General features: G+C 61.3%; 14 protein-coding genes and 1 pseudogene. 6 read left to right on the top strand and 9 right to left on the bottom strand.

Features of this window, described 5'->3' with window-relative positions:
• Window positions 1-65 (top strand): hypothetical protein (locus KGA98_RS28830; protein WP_371858332.1); only part of this gene is annotated, 65 nt, incomplete at its 5' end.
• Between the two features lie 256 nt (window positions 66-321).
• On the opposite strand, the gene KGA98_RS28825 is transcribed toward KGA98_RS28830, so the two are convergent.
• Both KGA98_RS28825 and KGA98_RS28820 read right to left on the bottom strand, forming a co-directional pair.
• Window positions 322-1,050 carry a methyl-accepting chemotaxis protein gene (locus tag KGA98_RS28825; RefSeq protein ID WP_371317838.1) on the bottom strand — a complete coding sequence of 243 codons (729 nt, stop codon included), beginning with the start codon at window positions 1,048-1,050 and terminating at the stop codon, window positions 322-324.
• A gap of 129 nt (window positions 1,051-1,179) precedes the next feature.
• Window positions 1,180-2,268, bottom strand: a pseudogene (locus KGA98_RS28820) (cache domain-containing protein); the annotation flags it as partial.
• Between the two features lie 445 nt (window positions 2,269-2,713).
• Between KGA98_RS28820 and KGA98_RS27575 the strand changes: the two are divergent.
• Window positions 2,714-3,607: a PA4780 family RIO1-like protein kinase gene (locus KGA98_RS27575; RefSeq protein WP_090452950.1), complete on the top strand. Its 894-nt coding sequence runs from the start codon at window positions 2,714-2,716 to the stop codon at window positions 3,605-3,607.
• A gap of 152 nt (window positions 3,608-3,759) precedes the next feature.
• Here KGA98_RS27575 and cueR read toward each other — a convergent pair whose 3' ends face one another.
• The 3 genes from cueR to KGA98_RS27560 all read right to left on the bottom strand — a co-directional run bounded on the left by cueR (window position 3,760) and on the right by KGA98_RS27560 (window position 7,156).
• Window positions 3,760-4,173: a Cu(I)-responsive transcriptional regulator gene (gene cueR / locus KGA98_RS27570; protein WP_223504804.1), complete on the bottom strand. Its 414-nt coding sequence runs from the start codon at window positions 4,171-4,173 to the stop codon at window positions 3,760-3,762.
• A complete protein-coding gene (locus tag KGA98_RS27565) occupies window positions 4,170-6,563 on the bottom strand; it encodes a heavy metal translocating P-type ATPase (protein WP_223504802.1) in 2,394 nt (797 codons plus the stop codon). Before KGA98_RS27565 ends, cueR begins: the two co-directional genes overlap by 4 nt.
• Before the next feature lie 209 nt (window positions 6,564-6,772).
• The gene (locus tag KGA98_RS27560; RefSeq protein ID WP_223504800.1) at window positions 6,773-7,156 is read right to left on the bottom strand and encodes a hypothetical protein; all 384 of its coding nucleotides are present in this window, start codon (window positions 7,154-7,156) and stop codon (window positions 6,773-6,775) included.
• Window positions 7,157-7,305: 149 nt separating this feature from the next.
• Here KGA98_RS27560 and KGA98_RS27555 point away from each other — a divergent pair, with 149 nt between their 5' ends.
• Both KGA98_RS27555 and KGA98_RS27550 read left to right on the top strand, forming a co-directional pair.
• Window positions 7,306-7,503, top strand: coding sequence for a heavy-metal-associated domain-containing protein (locus tag KGA98_RS27555; RefSeq protein ID WP_057712135.1), 198 nt, complete (start codon window positions 7,306-7,308; stop codon window positions 7,501-7,503).
• 90 nt (window positions 7,504-7,593) lie between these two features.
• A complete protein-coding gene (locus tag KGA98_RS27550) occupies window positions 7,594-8,790 on the top strand; it encodes a multidrug effflux MFS transporter (protein WP_223504799.1) in 1,197 nt (398 codons plus the stop codon).
• A gap of 418 nt (window positions 8,791-9,208) precedes the next feature.
• Here KGA98_RS27550 and KGA98_RS27545 read toward each other — a convergent pair whose 3' ends face one another.
• On the bottom strand, window positions 9,209-10,222 hold the full coding sequence (locus KGA98_RS27545) for a zinc-binding alcohol dehydrogenase family protein (RefSeq protein ID WP_057712133.1): 1,014 nt from the start codon (window positions 10,220-10,222) through the stop codon (window positions 9,209-9,211).
• A 125-nt stretch (window positions 10,223-10,347) separates the two neighbouring features.
• On the opposite strand from KGA98_RS27545, the gene KGA98_RS27540 reads away from it, so the two are divergent.
• Window positions 10,348-11,277 carry a LysR family transcriptional regulator gene (locus KGA98_RS27540; RefSeq protein ID WP_057716524.1) on the top strand — a complete coding sequence of 310 codons (930 nt, stop codon included), beginning with the start codon at window positions 10,348-10,350 and terminating at the stop codon, window positions 11,275-11,277.
• A gap of 315 nt (window positions 11,278-11,592) precedes the next feature.
• Window positions 11,593-12,327 (top strand): helix-turn-helix domain-containing protein, encoded by a 735-nt coding sequence (locus KGA98_RS27535; RefSeq protein ID WP_223504797.1) that lies wholly within the window; start codon window positions 11,593-11,595, stop codon window positions 12,325-12,327.
• Between the two features lie 100 nt (window positions 12,328-12,427).
• Here KGA98_RS27535 and KGA98_RS27530 read toward each other — a convergent pair whose 3' ends face one another.
• The 3 genes from KGA98_RS27530 to KGA98_RS27520 all read right to left on the bottom strand — a co-directional run bounded on the left by KGA98_RS27530 (window position 12,428) and on the right by KGA98_RS27520 (window position 15,656).
• Window positions 12,428-13,381 carry an adenosine deaminase gene (locus KGA98_RS27530; protein WP_007996475.1) on the bottom strand — a complete coding sequence of 318 codons (954 nt, stop codon included), beginning with the start codon at window positions 13,379-13,381 and terminating at the stop codon, window positions 12,428-12,430.
• Window positions 13,382-13,463: 82 nt separating this feature from the next.
• Window positions 13,464-14,429, bottom strand: a complete 966-nt coding sequence (locus KGA98_RS27525) for a 2-oxoglutarate and iron-dependent oxygenase domain-containing protein (protein WP_223504795.1) — start codon at window positions 14,427-14,429, stop codon at window positions 13,464-13,466.
• A gap of 144 nt (window positions 14,430-14,573) precedes the next feature.
• Window positions 14,574-15,656, bottom strand: coding sequence for a BMP family ABC transporter substrate-binding protein (locus KGA98_RS27520; RefSeq protein ID WP_150815103.1), 1,083 nt, complete (start codon window positions 15,654-15,656; stop codon window positions 14,574-14,576).
• Window positions 15,657-15,942: the final 286 nt, after the last annotated feature.

The following is a 15,942-nucleotide window of genomic DNA, read 5'->3' as shown; positions in this document are numbered from 1 at the left end:
GGCGGGGGCTGATTTCGATTTGCGCGGCGGGCGGGCAGGGCGTGACCGCCATTATCGAGCGTTGAACAGTCGCAACTGTAGGAGCGAGCCTGCTCGCGATGAGGCCATCAGCTTCAACATCATGTTGACTGATCTACCGCCATCGCGAGCAAGCTCGCTCCCACAGGTTTTGTGCTTGGCTCTGATTATGTGAGCGACACTGAAACCTTGTGGGAGCGGGCTTGCTCGCGAAGAGGGCATCAGCTTCAACATCAATGTTGACTGCCATACCGCTTTCGCGAGCAAGCCCGCTCCCACAGGGATTGGTGGTGTGCCGGCTGATCAGGTACGGAACCTGCGCACCAACCCGTCCAGTTCATTGGACAACCCGGCCAGGCTCTGGGAGTCCAGGCGGGCCGAGTTGGCCAGTTCCGCCACCAACTGCGCATCGCCATGGATCTGGCTGATGTGCCGGTTGATGTCTTCAGCCACCTGATGCTGTTGTTCCGCCGCCGTGGCGATCTGGGTGTTCATGTCGCGGATCACGTCCACCGACTCGCGGATCTGCCCGAAGCTGTTGCGTGCCTCGCCGATGCGCGTCACCGATTGCTGGGACACTTCCAGGCTGGCGTGCATCTGTTGGGTCACTTGGCTGGTGCGTTTGGCCAGGTTGCCCAGCAGTCCGTCGATTTCCGCCGTGGAGTCGGCCGTGCGCTTGGCCAGGGCCCGCACTTCGTCAGCCACCACGGCAAAGCCGCGTCCCTGTTCACCGGCCCGGGCCGCTTCGATCGCGGCGTTCAGCGCCAGCAGGTTGGTCTGTTCAGCGATCGAGCGGATGGTCCCCAGGATCGACTGGATGTCGTTGCTGTCGCGTTCGAGCTGTTGCATCGACTGGGCCGATTGTTCGATTTCCTGGCTCAGGCGATCCACGCTGTTCACCGCCGCATCGATCTGCTGCTGACCTTCGCGCGCCTGGCGCTGGCCACTGTCGGCAGACTCCGCCGCCTGGCTGCAAGAGCGCGCGACTTCGTTGGCGGTGGCGACCATTTCGTGGAACGCCGTGGAGACCATGTCCACCGCTTCACGCTGGCGTCCGGCGGCTTCGGCCATGTCGCTGGAGACCTGGGTCGAACTCTTGGACGTGGCGAGGATTTTGCCCGCCGCGCCGCCGATGTTCTGGATCAGGTTGCGAATCGCAGTCAGGAACTGGTTGAACCAGTTGGCCAGTTGCGCGGTTTCATCATTGCCACGGATTTGCAGGTTCTGGGTCAGGTCGCCTTCGCCCTGGGCGATGCCTTCCAGGCCGCTGGCCACGCTGCGGATCGGGCGCACGATGAGGCTGGCAAAACTGGCGCCGACGATGGCGAAGATGACGGCCAGGACGGCGGCGATGATGGCGATCAACCAGGTCAACTGGGTCGCGGAGCTCATCACGTCGTCCTGTTTGATCAGTCCGATGAAGGTCCAGCCCAGTTGCTCGGACGGCCAGACGTTGGCCATGTAGTGCTCGCCGTTCAGCTCCACTTCCACCAGGCCCTTGCCGGCTTTGGCCAGTTGCGCGTAGCCGTCGCCAAGGCTGTTCAGCGGTTTGAAGTTGTGTTCCGGTTGTTTCGGGTCCACCAGGACCATGCCGGTGTTTTCCAGCAGCATCAGGTAGCCGGTTTCACCGAGCTTGATCTGTTTGACGATTTCGGTGAGCTGCTTGAGCGTCACGTCGATGCTGACCACGCCGCCGTTGGTGCCCAGCTTGTTGTCGATGGTGCGCACGGTGCTGACATAGGTCGCGTCATCCTGGGCCCAGTAGTAGGCCTCGGTGCGAAACGGCTTGCCCGGTTTGGCCTGGGCGGCCTTGTACCAGGGGCGCTGGCGCGGGTCGTAGTTATTCAGCTTAGGATCATCCGGCCACGACACATAGCCGCCCGCCGCCGTGCCGAGGATGGCATAGGCGTAGGCCGGGTGGCTGTTGCCCAGATCCTGGAGCAGGGCGAAGACTTTTTTGTCAGCCTCCCCCTGAGGGACGCTTTCGGCGTTGGCGGCCATGTAAGTCTTGAGGCTGTCGTCGGAGTTTCGGATCAGCGGCTGCTTGGCCAGGTAATCGACGTTCTGGCTGATGCCGTCAAAGAACAATTGCATGGCGTTGCTGACCTGACGAATCTCGCGGGCACTGCCGTCGACGAATTCGTCCCTGGCATCACTGCGCAGGTTCAGCACAACGAGGGTGGCGACCAGCACCACGGGCAGGCAGGCGATGATTGCAAACGCCCAGGTCAACTTCTGTTTGATGTTCATCCGCGCTCCAGATTTTCTTGTAGGCCCACGCAGTGCAGATGACTCGCGGTTTATTGGCAGCCGTAAACGTTCTTGGTCAACCCGGGTCCTTGAGTGCGGCATCGCTATTATTGGGGGAGCGATTGTCGGACAAATCACTTTGTCACTTAGGACTTCGGCTGTTGTCGGAGGAAATTGAGGTCTGTTGGGAAAAATCCTACGGAAGGTATGAACTGTGGTGTCAGCTTCTGTCGCAATTGCCCTCAATGCCTCTGCACAACAAGTGAGGCAGGCTCGGCTATGATCTGGAACGACCATGGCGGTCGTCGGTTTTACCTGATGAGAACGGTACATTGTGTGCATCTGCAATGTTCATAAGTCGGCAACCCCTCCCCCCCGTGAGTGGATTGCCGTATAACGAATGACTTTCGCGTGTTTGGTAATAAAGGACCCACAATAAAAGCTGATGAAGACTCCAAAACGCATTGAACCCCTGATCGAGGACGGTCTGGTCGACGAGGTGCTGCGCCCACTCATGAGTGGTAAAGAAGCAGCTGTTTATGTGGTGCGCTGCGGCAACGAGTTGCGTTGCGCGAAGGTTTACAAGGAGGCGAATAAACGCAGTTTCCGTCAGGCGGCCGAGTACCAGGAAGGCCGCAAGGTGCGCAACAGCCGTCAGGCCCGTGCGATGGCCAAGGGCTCCAAGTTTGGCCGCAAGGAAACCGAGGACGCCTGGCAGAACGCTGAAGTGGCGGCGCTGTTCCGTCTGGCCAGTGCCGGAGTGCGGGTGCCAAAGCCGTTCGACTTCCTCGAAGGCGTGCTGCTCATGGAGCTGGTGGCCGACGAATACGGCGATGCCGCGCCGCGCCTGAACGATGTGGTGCTGGAACCGGACCAGGCGCGCGAGTATCACGCGTTCCTGATTTCGCAGATCGTGCTGATGTTGTGTACCGGTCTGGTGCACGGCGACCTGTCGGAGTTCAACGTGCTGCTGACGCCGACCGGCCCGGTGATTATCGACCTGCCGCAAGCGGTGGATGCGGCTGGCAACAACCACGCGTTCAGCATGCTGGAGCGGGACGTGGGCAACATGGCGTCCTATTTCGGGCGGTTTGCGCCGGAGTTGAAGAAGACCAAATACGCCAAGGAAATGTGGGCCTTGTACGAGGCTGGCACCTTGCACCCGGCCAGTGTCCTGACCGGCGAGTTCGCCGACACGGAAGAGCTGGCCGACGTGGGCGGAATCATGCGCGAGATCGAGGCCGCGCGCCTGGATGAGGAGCGCAGGCAAGCCGTACGCGCGGCGGACGATGCGCCGCCGGGCAAGACCGAAGAACCGCCTCCACCGTGGATGCAGTGATCGGATAAAAAACCGGCTTCGGCCGGTTTTTTGTGGGGTATCAGGAAGTACCAAAACCCTGTGGGAGCGAGCTTGCTCGCGAAGACGTCGGCACATCCAGCATCAATGTGGCAGGCAGACCGCTTTCGCGAGCAGGCTCGCTCCCACAGGGATCAGGCATGAGTCGGGCTGGTGCAGCAGCCCGACTCCAGATTCTTGAGAATCGGGCAATCCGGCCGATGATCGCCCTGACAGTGCTCAACCAGGTCCTGCAAGGTGTCGCGCAACTGGCCGAGTTCACGGATCTTCTGGTTCAACTCATCGATGTGCTGGCGGGCCAACGCTTTCACATCGGCACTGGCGCGCTGGCGGTCTTGCCAGAGGGTCAGCAACTTGCCGACTTCTTCCAGGGAAAACCCCAGGTCCCGCGAGCGCTTGATGAACGCCAGCGTGTGCAGGTCGTCTTCGCCGTATACCCGGTAGCCGCTGTCGGTGCGATGGGCTGCCTTGAGCAGGCCGATGGATTCGTAATAACGGATCATCTTTGCGCTGAGGCCGCTGTGTTGGGCCGCTTGGCCGATGTTCATCGGTTGTCCTCCAGGTCCTTGGGTTTCCAGGTTTTCAACAGTAGCGCATTGCTCACCACGCTGACGCTCGACAACGCCATGGCCGCACCGGCCAACACCGGGTTGAGCACGCCAAACACGGCCAGCGGAATGCCGATCAGGTTATAGACGAAGGCCCAGAACAGGTTCTGCCGAATCTTGGCGTAGGTCTTGCGGCTGATCTCCAATGCGGCCGGCACCAGGCGTGGATCGCCGCGCATCAGGGTGATGCCGGCCGCGTGCATGGCGACGTCGGTGCCGCCACCCATGGCGATGCCGATGTCGGCGGCGGCCAGTGCCGGGGCGTCGTTGATGCCGTCACCGACCATCGCCACCACCCCGGTCTGTTTCAGTGCGGCGACCGTGGCGGCTTTGTCCGCCGGCAGCACTTCGGCATGCACATCGTGGATGCCCAAGGCCTGGGCCACCACGTTGGCGCTGCCACGATTGTCGCCGGTCAGCAGATGGCTGCTGATGTTTCGTGCGCTCAGTTGTTGCACCGCTTGCAGCGCGCCGGGCTTGAGGGTGTCACCAAAGGCGAACAGGCCCAGCACGTGGGGTTCGGGGGATTGTTCGATCAGCCAGGACAAGGTCCGGCCTTCTTTTTCCCACGCGATCGCCGAGTCGGCCAACGGCCCGGCACTCAAGCCGCTGTCTTCCAGCAGACGCCGATTGCCCAGCGCCAGGCGACGCCCTTCAAGGCTGCCGGCGATGCCGCGACCAGTCAGGGACTGGCTGTCGCTGACATCGGCCACCTTCAGTCCACGCTCGGCGCAGGCATCCAGAACAGCCTTGGCCAACGGATGCTCACTGCCGCGTTGCAGGGCGCCGGCCAATTGCAGCAGGCTCGCCTCATTACCGTCGATGGCACTCAGATGAGCAATGCGCGGGGCGCCGGAGGTCAGGGTGCCGGTCTTGTCGAACACCACCGCGCTGACCTCATGGGCTCGCTCCAGTGCTTCGGCGTCCTTGATCAGAATTCCGTAGCGTGCCGCCACGCCGGTGCCGGCCATGATCGCCGTCGGTGTGGCCAGGCCCAACGCGCATGGGCAGGCGATCACCAGCACCGCCACGGCATTGATCAGTGCGGTTTCCATCGGCGCGCCATACAGCCACCAGCCGATCAGGGTGGCCAGGGCAATCAGCAGAACGGTGGGCACGAACACCTGGCTGACTTTATCCACCAGTTTCTGGATCGGCGCTTTTGCGGCCTGGGCGTCTTCCACCAGACGGATGATCCGCGCCAGCACGGTTTCCGCACCGAGGGCCTGGGTACGCACCAGCAACCGGCCTTCACCGTTGATCGCGCCGCCGGTGACCTTGTCGCCGGGCTGCTTGGGCACTGGCAGACTCTCGCCGCTGATCAGGGCTTCGTCGGCGTGGCTCTGACCTTCAATCACTTCGCCATCCACCGGGAAGCGTTCGCCGGGTTTGACCATCACCAGGTCATTGAGGCGCAGGGCGCTGATGGCGACGTCTTGCTCGTGACCATCGGTCACCCGAATCGCCCGTTCCGGACGCAAGGCTTCGAGGGCTCGAATGGCGCTGGCAGTCTGGCGCTTGGCGCGGCTTTCCAGGTACTTGCCCAGCAGCACCAGGGCGATCACCACCGCCGAGGCTTCGAAATACAGATGTGGCATGCGCCCGGCAGCGGTGGCCCATTCATACAGGCTCAAGCCATACCCGGCGCTGGTGCCCAGGGCGACCAGCAAATCCATGTTGCCGGCCCCCGCGCGCACGGCTTTCCAGGCGGCGACGTAAAACCGTGCGCCGAAGATGAATTGCACCGGCGTGGCCAAGGCGAATTGCGCCCAGGCCGGGAGCATCCAGTGCACGCCGAATGGCTGTAGCAACATTGGCAATACCAGCGGCAAGGCGAGGGCAATGGCGATGATCAAGGCCAGACGTTCGCGGTGCAGGCGCTGTTGCTGATTGTCGGTTGGCGGGTGTTCGGCTTCCCAGACGCTGGCGCTGTAGCCAGCCTTTGTCACAGCGGCGATCAAGGTCTGCGGATCGATCTGGCCAAGCAGTTCAAGGTGGGCGCGTTCGTTGGCCAAGTTGACGCTGACGCTTTTCACTCCGGGCACCTTGCCCAGCGCACGCTCGACGCGACCGATGCAGGATGCGCAGGTCATGCCGTCGATGCTCAATTCCAGGCTCTGTTGTGGCACGCTGTAGCCGGCCTTGGCCACGGCATCTATCAAGGCCGGCAAGCTGTCGCCGGGTGCCTGGACCCGCGCCTGCTCAGTGGCGAGGTTGACGCTGATGGCACTGGCGCCAATGACTTTGCTCAAGGCGCGCTCGACCCGCCCGGCGCAACTGGCGCAGGTCATGCCGGCAATCGGCAGGTCGAACGTGGTGGATTCGGACATTGGTCGCACTCCCTGTAGTAGATGACCACAGGATCAACCTTGCCATGCTGGCAAGGTCAAGTGCCAATCTTAAACGTGCCGCTGATCTAATGTGGGAGCGGCGGTGCGGCGATCCGACTTGCTCGCGAAGGCGGAGTACCAGTCAACAGAGTTGTTGAATGTAACGGCCTAATCGCGAGCAAGCTCGCTCCCACAGGGGGGTATAGATGTCAGTAGCCGAGACCGGCGCGTTTCAGGTACATCCCTTTCTGGGTCATCGCGATCCGGTATTTGAGCACATCGCCAGCCTTGAGCCGGATATCCTGCGAACCCGGCGCGAGCATGCCCGGATTGCAACCCGGCATCTGGCCGGGCAGCAGTTTCAGGCGTAGCGAGACGATGCCCGGCGGCAGGTTGAACGAGGTGCTCTGTTCCTGAAACAGCCGCGCCGCCAGTTGATCCTGGATGTACACGCCGATTTCGCAACTGGTCGCGACTTCCAGGCGCTCGCGGGAAATGATCAGCACGCCATAATCCTGACTGGCAGCATTGGCCGAAGGCACGGCGGCGAAAAGGCTGAGAAAGCCAAACAGGCTGAAAACTGACCAGCGCATGGCTGAGTCTCCTGAGTTCGAGTCATTGATGGGCGCAGCTTGGCCGAGCGTCGCGCCAATTGCCAGCCCGGCAGATCACTTCAGAACTTGACCTTGCCATGGTGGCAAGCTCGAAACTGGGTTCAACCCTCGGAAAAAGGAGTCATCCCATGCAAGTGTTCAACGTCGAAGGCATGTCTTGTGGTCACTGTGTCAAGGCCATCACCCAGGCGCTCCAGGCCAAAGACCCGGCAGCCAGTGTGCGGGTCGATCTGGCTGCCAGGGAGGTCGGTGTCGAAAGTGCGCTGACCGCCGAGCAGGTGATCGAGGCGATCAGCGAAGAGGGTTACGGCGTCAAACTGGCCTGAATTTGATAGTTAGCGAGCTACCGGAATGTTCAAGGCGTCCGTGCGCGGCTAGACTGTCGGGCTGCCGACTTCTGCCCCACTGGATGCCTGATGAACTTCCGTACCATTCTGATTCTCGGCGCCTTGAGCGCTTTCGGTCCGCTGGCGATCGATTTCTACCTGCCGGCCTTCCCGGCCATGGCCCTGGCTTTCGGCACGGACGAAAATCACGTCCAGATGACGTTGGCGGCCTACTTCCTCGGCTTGTCCATCGGTCAGTTGGCCTATGGTCCGGTGGCGGATCGTTTCGGGCGACGCATTCCGTTGCTCATTGGTGTCGGTTTGTTCACCGTTGCTTCCGTGGCGTGCGCCTATGCACCGAACCTGGAATGGCTGATCGGCGCGCGTTTCATCCAGGCGTTGGGCGGTTGCGCGGGGATGGTGATTTCCCGGGCGGTGGTCAGCGACAAGTGTGATGCGGTGGGGTCGGCGAAAGTCTTTTCGCAACTGATGCTGGTGATGGGACTTGCTCCCATCCTTGCGCCATTGCTGGGTGGGTTGTTGGTCAACACGACAGGCTGGCAGTCGATTTTTCTGGCCTTGACCGGTTTCAGTGCGCTGGCGGGCCTGGCGGTTGCGACGGGCTTGCCGGAAAGCTTGCCGGCCCACATACCGCGTCAACCGCTGTCGGGTGCGCTGCGTCAGTACGGTCGGTTGCTGGCCGACCCCATATTTCTTGGCCATGCCTTGACCGGGGGCATCGCCATCGCCGGGATGTTTGCCTACATCGCCGGTTCGCCCTTCATCTTCATCAAGCTCTACGGCGTTGCGGCCGAGCATTTCGGCTGGCTGTTCGGCATCAATGCGGCGGGCTTCATTCTGGTGGCACAGGTCAACGCGCGGTTACTGGCCAAACGTGGCCCGATGTTTTTGCTGGCGCGCGCGGTGTGGGTTTATCTGGCGGCCGGTTTGACCCTGCTCGCTGTCAGCTCTCTGCACACGGCACAATTGTGGCCGCTGCTGATTCCATTGTTCATCTGTATCGCCAGCCTCGGTTGCATCAGCCCCAACGCGGCGGCTTGTGCGATGAGCGGGCAGGGCGCACGGGCCGGCAGCGCGTCGGCGCTGCTCGGTTGCCTGCAATTCAGCGTGGCTGCCGGCGCCTCTGCGCTGGTGGGCGTGTTGCACGACGGCAGCGCCGTGCCGATGGCCATGGTCATCAGCCTGTGTGGAATTCTGGTGGTGAGCGTGGCGGTGCTCACCCGGCGTTTGCAAGATGCCCGGGCGCTGGCGCAAGCCCGGGTTTGAGGCCGGAGTCAGCCGGCTGCGCGCTGCGTGAGGAGGACGGGAATCGGGTGAGGGGCCTGGATGCGGGCTTCAAGGGTACGCGTGAAAGCGCGAGCTTCTGCTTCGCTGCGGAACGTCACAGCATGTTGGTCAAGACGGACTTGCCACTGGGATTTTGCCAGTTCTTTTATCAGGATCTTCACAGCTGATCACCTCTCGTAAAAGACGTTACGCAAAAGAATGCCTCGCAGGAGATTCGATTGTAGACCCGTACACGGTCACCATTGTGACAAGGATCAACTGTCTGACTGACGGTTTGTAACTAAAAAAAACACGGCTTTTCGAGGGCGCCCACAGAGGTTGTCCGCGACCGGAGCGTCCCGGTCGCAGACGGAAAACAGCAGAAAGCGATGAAATCAGGGGCGGTTTTTTCAGCGCTTCAGAACCCTTCCAATACAATCTTGCCCTTGGCTTTGCCGCTTTCCAGTAGGGCATGGGCACGGCGCAGATTGGCCGCGTTGATCGTGCCGAAGTGTTCGCCCATCGTGGTTTTCAGTGTCCCGGCATCGATCAGCCAGGCGACGCGATTGAGCAGGTTGTGCTGTTCGATCATGTCCGCGGTTTCAAACAGTGAACGGGTGTACATGAACTCCCAGTGCAGTGACAGGCTCTTGCGCTTGAGCTTGGTCACGTCCAGCGACTTGGGGTCATCGATCAGCGCCAGTTTGCCTTGGGGCGCCAATGCCTCCACCAATTGGTCCAGATGCTGGTCGGTCTGGGTCAGGCTGGCGACGTGGGTAACCTGATCCACTCCGGCACGCTTGAGTGCTTCGCTCAGTGGCTGGCCATGGTCGATCACCAGGTCCGCGCCCAGCTCCTTCACCCAACTTTGGGTCTGCGCACGCGAAGCGGTGCCGATGACTTTCAGGGCCGTCAGTTGGTGAGCGAGCTGCGTAAGAATCGAGCCCACGCCACCTGCCGCACCGACGATCAACAGGCTCTGGCCTTCATCGGTTTTGCCTTCGCGCACTTGCAGGCGCTCGAACAACAGTTCCCAGGCCGTGATCGCGGTGAGCGGCAGGGCAGCGGCTTCGGCGAATCCGAGGGTCTTGGGCATGTGGCCGACGATGCGCTCGTCCACCACATGCAACTCACTGTTGCCGCCCGCCCGCGCGATGGAGCCGGCGTAAAACACCTGGTCGCCGACCGAGAACAGCGTCACCTCACTGCCCACGGCCTTGACCACACCGGCCACGTCCCAACCCAGCACTTTGGCCGCGCCGCCTTCGGGCTGGACGTTCTGGCGCACCTTGGTGTCCACCGGGTTGACCGAGATGGCTTTGACTTCCACGAGCAAGTCTCGGGGGCCGGCAACCGGCTCTGGCAGCTCGATGTCTTGCAGAGCCTTGTTGTCGCTGATCGGCAATGAGGCGTAGTAGGCAATGGCTTTCATGGGCGGCTCCTGAACACTAATGAAGAAGGGATTCGATGGGGCAGATGATTGGCTATTTCTCCTGAAGATAAAACCGGCTAAAAGAGCAGTCTCTTTCAATGTTTTTTTGATAATCGGTGTTCTTGATGCTGCGTTTCGATGACTTGCAGTTGTTTGTCCGGGCGGCGGACCTGGGCAGCCTGTCCGCCGCCGCGCGGGGCATGGACATGTCGGCGGCGGTGGCCAGTGCGGCGCTCAAGCGCATCGAACAGCAACTCGGCGCCCGTTTACTGGCCCGCTCTACCCGCAGCCTGCGCCTGACCGCCGAAGGCGAGGGCTTTCTTGAATACGCCCGCGCGGCCCTGAGCAATCTCGACGAGGGCCGGCGATTGCTGGCCAGTGGTCAGGACCAGGTCAGCGGGGTGCTGCAACTGTCGGCGCCATCGGACTTTGGCCGCAACCTGCTGCTGCCCTGGCTCGACGAGTTTCAACGCGAGCATCCGAAACTCACCGTGCGCCTGCTGCTGGGGGACCGCATCGCCGACCTGTTTCGCCAACCGGTAGACATTGCCCTGCGCTACGGTGAACCGGAGGACTCCAGCCTGGTGGCGCTGCCCATCGCCCCGCAGAACCGACGGGTGTTGTGCGCCGCTCCCGGCTATCTGGCCCGGCATGGCGAGCCGCGGCAGCTGGAGCAACTGGCACAGCACAATTGCCTGTTGTACATGCTCGGCAGCCGGGTCCACGATCACTGGAGTTTTCACGACGGCAAACGCGAAGTCAGCCTGACCGTCAGCGGCGATCGTTTCAGCGACGATGCCGATGTCGTGCGCCTATGGGCGGTGGCAGGTGCCGGGATCGCTTACAAATCCTGGCTCGATGTGGCCGCCGATGTACTGGCCGGCCGCTTGAAGGTGCTGATGCCGGAGCTGCTGTGTGAGCGCGCACCGTTGAATCTGTTGTGCGCCCATCGCGCACAATTGAGTAAGCCGGTGAACCTGTTGCGTGAAATGCTTGCCAGACGATGCGCCCTTTTGAGCAGTCAATTTCCAGGCTTTTCGGAAATCGATCATTAGTCGCACGAAAAAAGAGAAATTTCCCTCAGGAACGATCACCACCTACGCCGGGTGGAGGAAAGGATCCGCCGACCAACCCGCATATACTAGCGCCCTCATCATGTAAGTAGCGTCGATCCCCAATGGTGGGACCACGTTCGAGTCGGCCCGGCTGCACGGTCATCCTTCTGGCCTTCGCAGCATCCGCCAGGCAGCGCAAATGGTTGAGCAAGGCGTTGCCGGGCTTATGGCCGTTTCCACGGATTGGCCGACGACACATTACTGGTCAAGATTTCTCTGGGCAGTAGACGAAACGATTCAACAGGGAGTGAATACATGGAACATGCACCTTGCATCAGCCAGATCGCCACGTTGCTGGCCGACCCAAAGCGCAGCGCAATGATGTGGGCCTTGATGGATGGTTCGGCGCGAGCAACCGAAGAGTTGGCATTGCTGGCCGGCCTGTCATCGTCGTCGGCCAGTGCACACTTGGGCCGTTTGTCCGCCGGAGGTCTGCTGAAGGTTGAGAGCCGCGGCCGCAAACGCTTCTTCCGCCTGGCCGCTCCCGAGGTCGGAGCGGCAATCGAAGCACTGGCCAGCGCGACCTTCGCCAGCGCACCCCAGGATATTCCGGACGTGTTCAAGCGCAATGCACCTCTGGTCAAACCCCGGGCGGTGCGGTCGCCATTGTTGAGTGCCCGACTGTGCGACGATCACCTGGGGGGCACCCTGTCCGCCGATCTGTATCAGCGGCTGCTGGAGGCAGGCTGGATCGAACACTTTGATCAGCGGGTCACGGTCACGCTCAAGGGCGCGACAGAGTTGGCGGCACGGGGAGTGTTCATCCAGGCGCTGGCCCATCACAACGGCAGAGTTGCCTGCGCCTGCCCCGACTGGAGCGAAAGGCGCCCGCACATGGGCGGCTCGCTGGGCGCGGCATTGTTGCAGCTGTTCATGCAGTCGGGGTGGTTGAGCCTGCCCAACGATTCCCGAACCTTGCAGGTGACGGCCTCCGGGCAACGGGAAATTCATCGCTTTGCCAGTGAGTCCGAACTGGAAATGGCGTTGTAGGAACCGGCTTGCCGGCGATGGCGGCCTCTCATCAGCATCAATACTGGAGGTGAGGGCCTTATCGCTGGCAAGCCAGCTGCTGTAAGGTTTGCGTTTGCCTTTAGGGTTTTACCAACCGCGCATCGAGACTGTTCTGCGCCAGGCGCTTGGCCTGATCCTGGGTCATGCCCAGATGGGTGTGCAACGCATGGAAGTTCTCGGTGACATAACCGCCGAAATACGCCGGGTCGTCGGAGTTCACGGTCACTTTCACGCCGCGTTCCAGCATGTCGAGAATGTTGTGCTGCGACATGTGATCGAACACGCAAAGCTTGGTGTTCGACAACGGGCACACGGTCAGCGGGATCTGCTCGTCGATGATTCGCTGCATCAGGCGCTCGTCTTCGATGGCGCGCACGCCATGGTCGATGCGCTGGATTTTCAGCAGGTCGATGGCTTCCCAGATGTACTCGGGCGGGCCTTCTTCACCGGCGTGGGCGACGGTCAGGAAGCCTTCGTGGCGGGCACGGTCGAAGACGCGCTGGAACTTGCTTGGCGGGTGGCCCATCTCGGAGCTGTCCAGGCCCACGGCGACGAACGCATCGCGGAACGGCAGCGCCTGGTCGAGGGTTTTCTGTGCTTCGTCTTCGCTCAGATGGCGCAGGAAGCTCAGGATCAAACCACTGGTGATGCCCAGTTGCTGTTCACCATCCTTGAGCGCGGCGGCGATGCCGTTGAGCACCACTTCGAACGGGATGCCACGGTCGGTGTGGGTCTGCGGGTCGAAGAACGGTTCGGTGTGAATCACGTTCTGCTCTTTGCAGCGCAGCAGGTACGCCCAGGTCAGGTCATAGAAGTCCTGGGACGTGCGCAGCACATCGGCACCCCGGTAATACAGATCGAGGAACTCCTGCAGGTTGTTGAAGGCATACGCCTTGCGCAAGGTTTCGACGTCGTTCCATGGCAAGGCAATCTTGTTGCGCTCGGCCAGGGCGAACAACAGCTCCGGCTCCAGCGAGCCTTCCAGGTGCAGGTGCAATTCTGCCTTGGGCAGGGCGTTCAGCCAGTCGTACATAATTCTTTTCTCATCAGGTGCAATGGTCGCCATTCTACAGAGGGTTGCCGCAACAATTGGTAAAACCTGACCAGGCGGTTGATCACACCGCTTCCGGTTCCCGTCGATAAGCGTAGGTATCGGCGAAGCGCGAGAGCAGGAACTCGGCGCAGGTGGTGGCCGGGTATTTCGCCGGGTGCAATGTGTCCTGACATCCGGGCAGGCATTCGATGCGGGTCTCCGGGTGCGGCTCGGCGAAGAACGGCATCGAATAACGATCCACGCCCTGGGGGCTGATCACCCGATGCGGCGTCGACAGGTAACGGTCGTTGCTCCAGCGCGCCATCATGTCGCCGAGGTTGACCACGAACGTACCTTCGATCGGCGGCGCGTCGATCCATTCGCCTTTGACGTTGCGTACTTGCAAGCCACCGGCGGCGTCCTGATATAGCAGGGTGATGCAGCCGTAGTCGGTGTGCGCGCCGGCACCTTGTTGCTCTTCGGAACTGGCGGTGTGGCGCGGCGGGTAATGGATCATCCGCAGCACGCTGACCGGCTCATTGAAGCGCGCGTCGAAGAAATCACGCTCAATCCCCAGCGCGATGGTCATTGCCCGCAACAGTGTCTGCGCGAGGGCTTGCATGTCGACGTAGTGTTGCTCCATCAGCGCTTCCCAGCCGGGTATGGACGGATGGCGATTGGGGCCGCGCAAGGGTTTTTCCGCCAGTACGTCAGGGTGCTCGGCCGGCAGGTGCAGGCCCATGTCGAAGGTTTCTTTGAGGTCGCTGGGTTTGCTCGGGTCCAATTGCTCGGTGGCAATGGCGCCGTAACCGCGATGGTGACGGGTCTGGGTGATGTCGATCTTGAGCTTTTCGGCGGCAGGTTGGCCGAAGAAGTGTTTGGCGCTGTCGAGTAGTTCGTCGATTCGCGCAGTGCTGATCGGATGGCCCTTGATGTAGAAGAAACCCCACTCGCGGCAGGCGAGGTCGATTTGTTCGGCCACCGCTTGCCAGGCGGATGGATCGTCGCTGTAGAGCGGGGCGATGTCGATGATGGGGAGTTGGTTCATGCGCAGTCCTTAATAACGCTGAAGATCCAATGTGGGAGCGGGCTTGCTCGCGAAAACGGTGTATCAGGCGACATTTGTATGGACTGATATGACGCCTTCGCGAGCAAGCCCGCTCCCACAGGTACCGTGTCCTGACCGGAGGAATTACTTCGGAATCTCGGCCTTCATGCCTTCCACGTAGTAATTCATCGACGCCAGTTCCGCCGTGGTCGCACTCTCGCCCGCCGGGATTTTCTCGACCCCGGCCTGATCCTTGATCGGCCCGGTGAACAATCGCAGCGCACCGCTCTTGATGTCGGCGATGAGCTGCTCGGCTTCGCTCTTCACCGTCGCCGGTACCAGGTCGCTGATTGGTAGTTCAACGGTGCCCTCCTTCAAACCGCCCCAGTAGTCCCGGGATTTCCAGTCATGGTCGAGCACGCTTTGGGTTGCTTGAACGTAGTGCGGTCCCCAATCATTGACGATGGAGGTCAGCACCGCTTTCGGCCCGAAGTGCGCCATGTCCGAAGCGTAGCCCACGGCATACACGCCGCGACGTTCGGCGGCCTGGATCGGCGCGGGGCTGTCGGTGTGCTGGAACACCACGTCCACGCCCTGATCGATCAACGCGTTGGCGGCGTCCGCTTCCTTGCCCGGATCGAACCAGGAGTTGACCCACACCACCTTGATCTCGGTGCCGGGATTGTATTTGTTCAGGGCCAACTGGATGGCGTTGATGTCGCGGATCACTTCCGGGATCGGGAAGGAGGCGACGTAGCCGACCTTCTTGGTCTTGGTCATCTTCGCTGCGAGGAAGCCGCCGACGTAGCGGCCCTCGTAAGTGCGCGCCAGGTAAGTGCCGAGGTTCTTGTCCTGCTTGTAGCCGGTGGCGTGTTCGAAGGTCACCTTGGGAAACTGTTTGGCAACTTTCACCGTCGGGTTCATGTAGCCGAAGGAGGTGGTGAAGATCAGGTCGTATTTGTCCTTGGCCATGTTGCGGATCACCCGCTCGGCGTCGGCGCCTTCGGCGACGTTTTCCACGTAGTTGGTGGTGATCTGCGAGCCGAATTTTTCCGCGAGTTCCTTGCGCCCCTGTTCATGCTGATACGTCCAGCCGTGGTCACCGATCGGACCGATATAGACGAAGCCGACTTTCAGCGGATCGGCGGCTACGGCGGTCAGGCTGGCACTCAAACCGATGGCCGCAGCAACGGCGCAAAGCAGCTTCTTCAACGGACGTTTGTGCATGAATTGAAACTCCATTTTGTTGTGAGGTTGGCTGGGCTCTCGGGCTTGCACAGGGCAATGCAAGTTGCTGACCAACAAGACAACAAAATTGGAATCCACGGTGATGCCATCGCGAGCGGGCTCGCGACAGGTCCTTCAAGTCCGATAACAGTGCGTGTCCTTGCACAGCTGCCACCCACTGGTGCGCCAATCCGGATGGTCATGACCCTCCACAAAACCAATGTGGGAGCGGGCTTGCTCGCGAAGGCGGTGTGTCAGTCACATAAATATCGACTGATACAACGCC

It is taken from the genome of Pseudomonas sp. BF-R-24 (genome assembly GCF_019947335.1).
GTDB classification, from domain to species: Bacteria; Pseudomonadota; Gammaproteobacteria; order Pseudomonadales; family Pseudomonadaceae; genus Aquipseudomonas; species Aquipseudomonas jessenii.
This window is presented reverse-complemented; position numbering and strand designations above follow the sequence as displayed.

Bases quoted from the DNA above. Each gene is read 5' to 3' on its own strand.
- KGA98_RS28825 (WP_371317838.1), bottom strand. From the start codon at position 1,050: ATGGTCTCCACGGCGTTCCACGAAATGGTCGCCACCGCCAACGAAGTC.
- KGA98_RS27575 (WP_090452950.1), top strand. From the start codon at position 2,714: ATGAAGACTCCAAAACGCATTGAACCCCTGATCGAGGACGGTCTGGTC.
- cueR (WP_223504804.1), bottom strand. From the start codon at position 4,173: ATGAACATCGGCCAAGCGGCCCAACACAGCGGCCTCAGCGCAAAGATG.
- KGA98_RS27565 (WP_223504802.1), bottom strand. From the start codon at position 6,563: ATGTCCGAATCCACCACGTTCGACCTGCCGATTGCCGGCATGACCTGC.
- KGA98_RS27560 (WP_223504800.1), bottom strand. From the start codon at position 7,156: ATGCGCTGGTCAGTTTTCAGCCTGTTTGGCTTTCTCAGCCTTTTCGCC.
- KGA98_RS27555 (WP_057712135.1), top strand. From the start codon at position 7,306: ATGCAAGTGTTCAACGTCGAAGGCATGTCTTGTGGTCACTGTGTCAAG.
- KGA98_RS27550 (WP_223504799.1), top strand. From the start codon at position 7,594: ATGAACTTCCGTACCATTCTGATTCTCGGCGCCTTGAGCGCTTTCGGT.
- KGA98_RS27545 (WP_057712133.1), bottom strand. From the start codon at position 10,222: ATGAAAGCCATTGCCTACTACGCCTCATTGCCGATCAGCGACAACAAG.
- KGA98_RS27540 (WP_057716524.1), top strand. From the start codon at position 10,348: ATGCTGCGTTTCGATGACTTGCAGTTGTTTGTCCGGGCGGCGGACCTG.
- KGA98_RS27535 (WP_223504797.1), top strand. From the start codon at position 11,593: ATGGAACATGCACCTTGCATCAGCCAGATCGCCACGTTGCTGGCCGAC.
- KGA98_RS27530 (WP_007996475.1), bottom strand. From the start codon at position 13,381: ATGTACGACTGGCTGAACGCCCTGCCCAAGGCAGAATTGCACCTGCAC.
- KGA98_RS27525 (WP_223504795.1), bottom strand. From the start codon at position 14,429: ATGAACCAACTCCCCATCATCGACATCGCCCCGCTCTACAGCGACGAT.
- KGA98_RS27520 (WP_150815103.1), bottom strand. From the start codon at position 15,656: ATGCACAAACGTCCGTTGAAGAAGCTGCTTTGCGCCGTTGCTGCGGCC.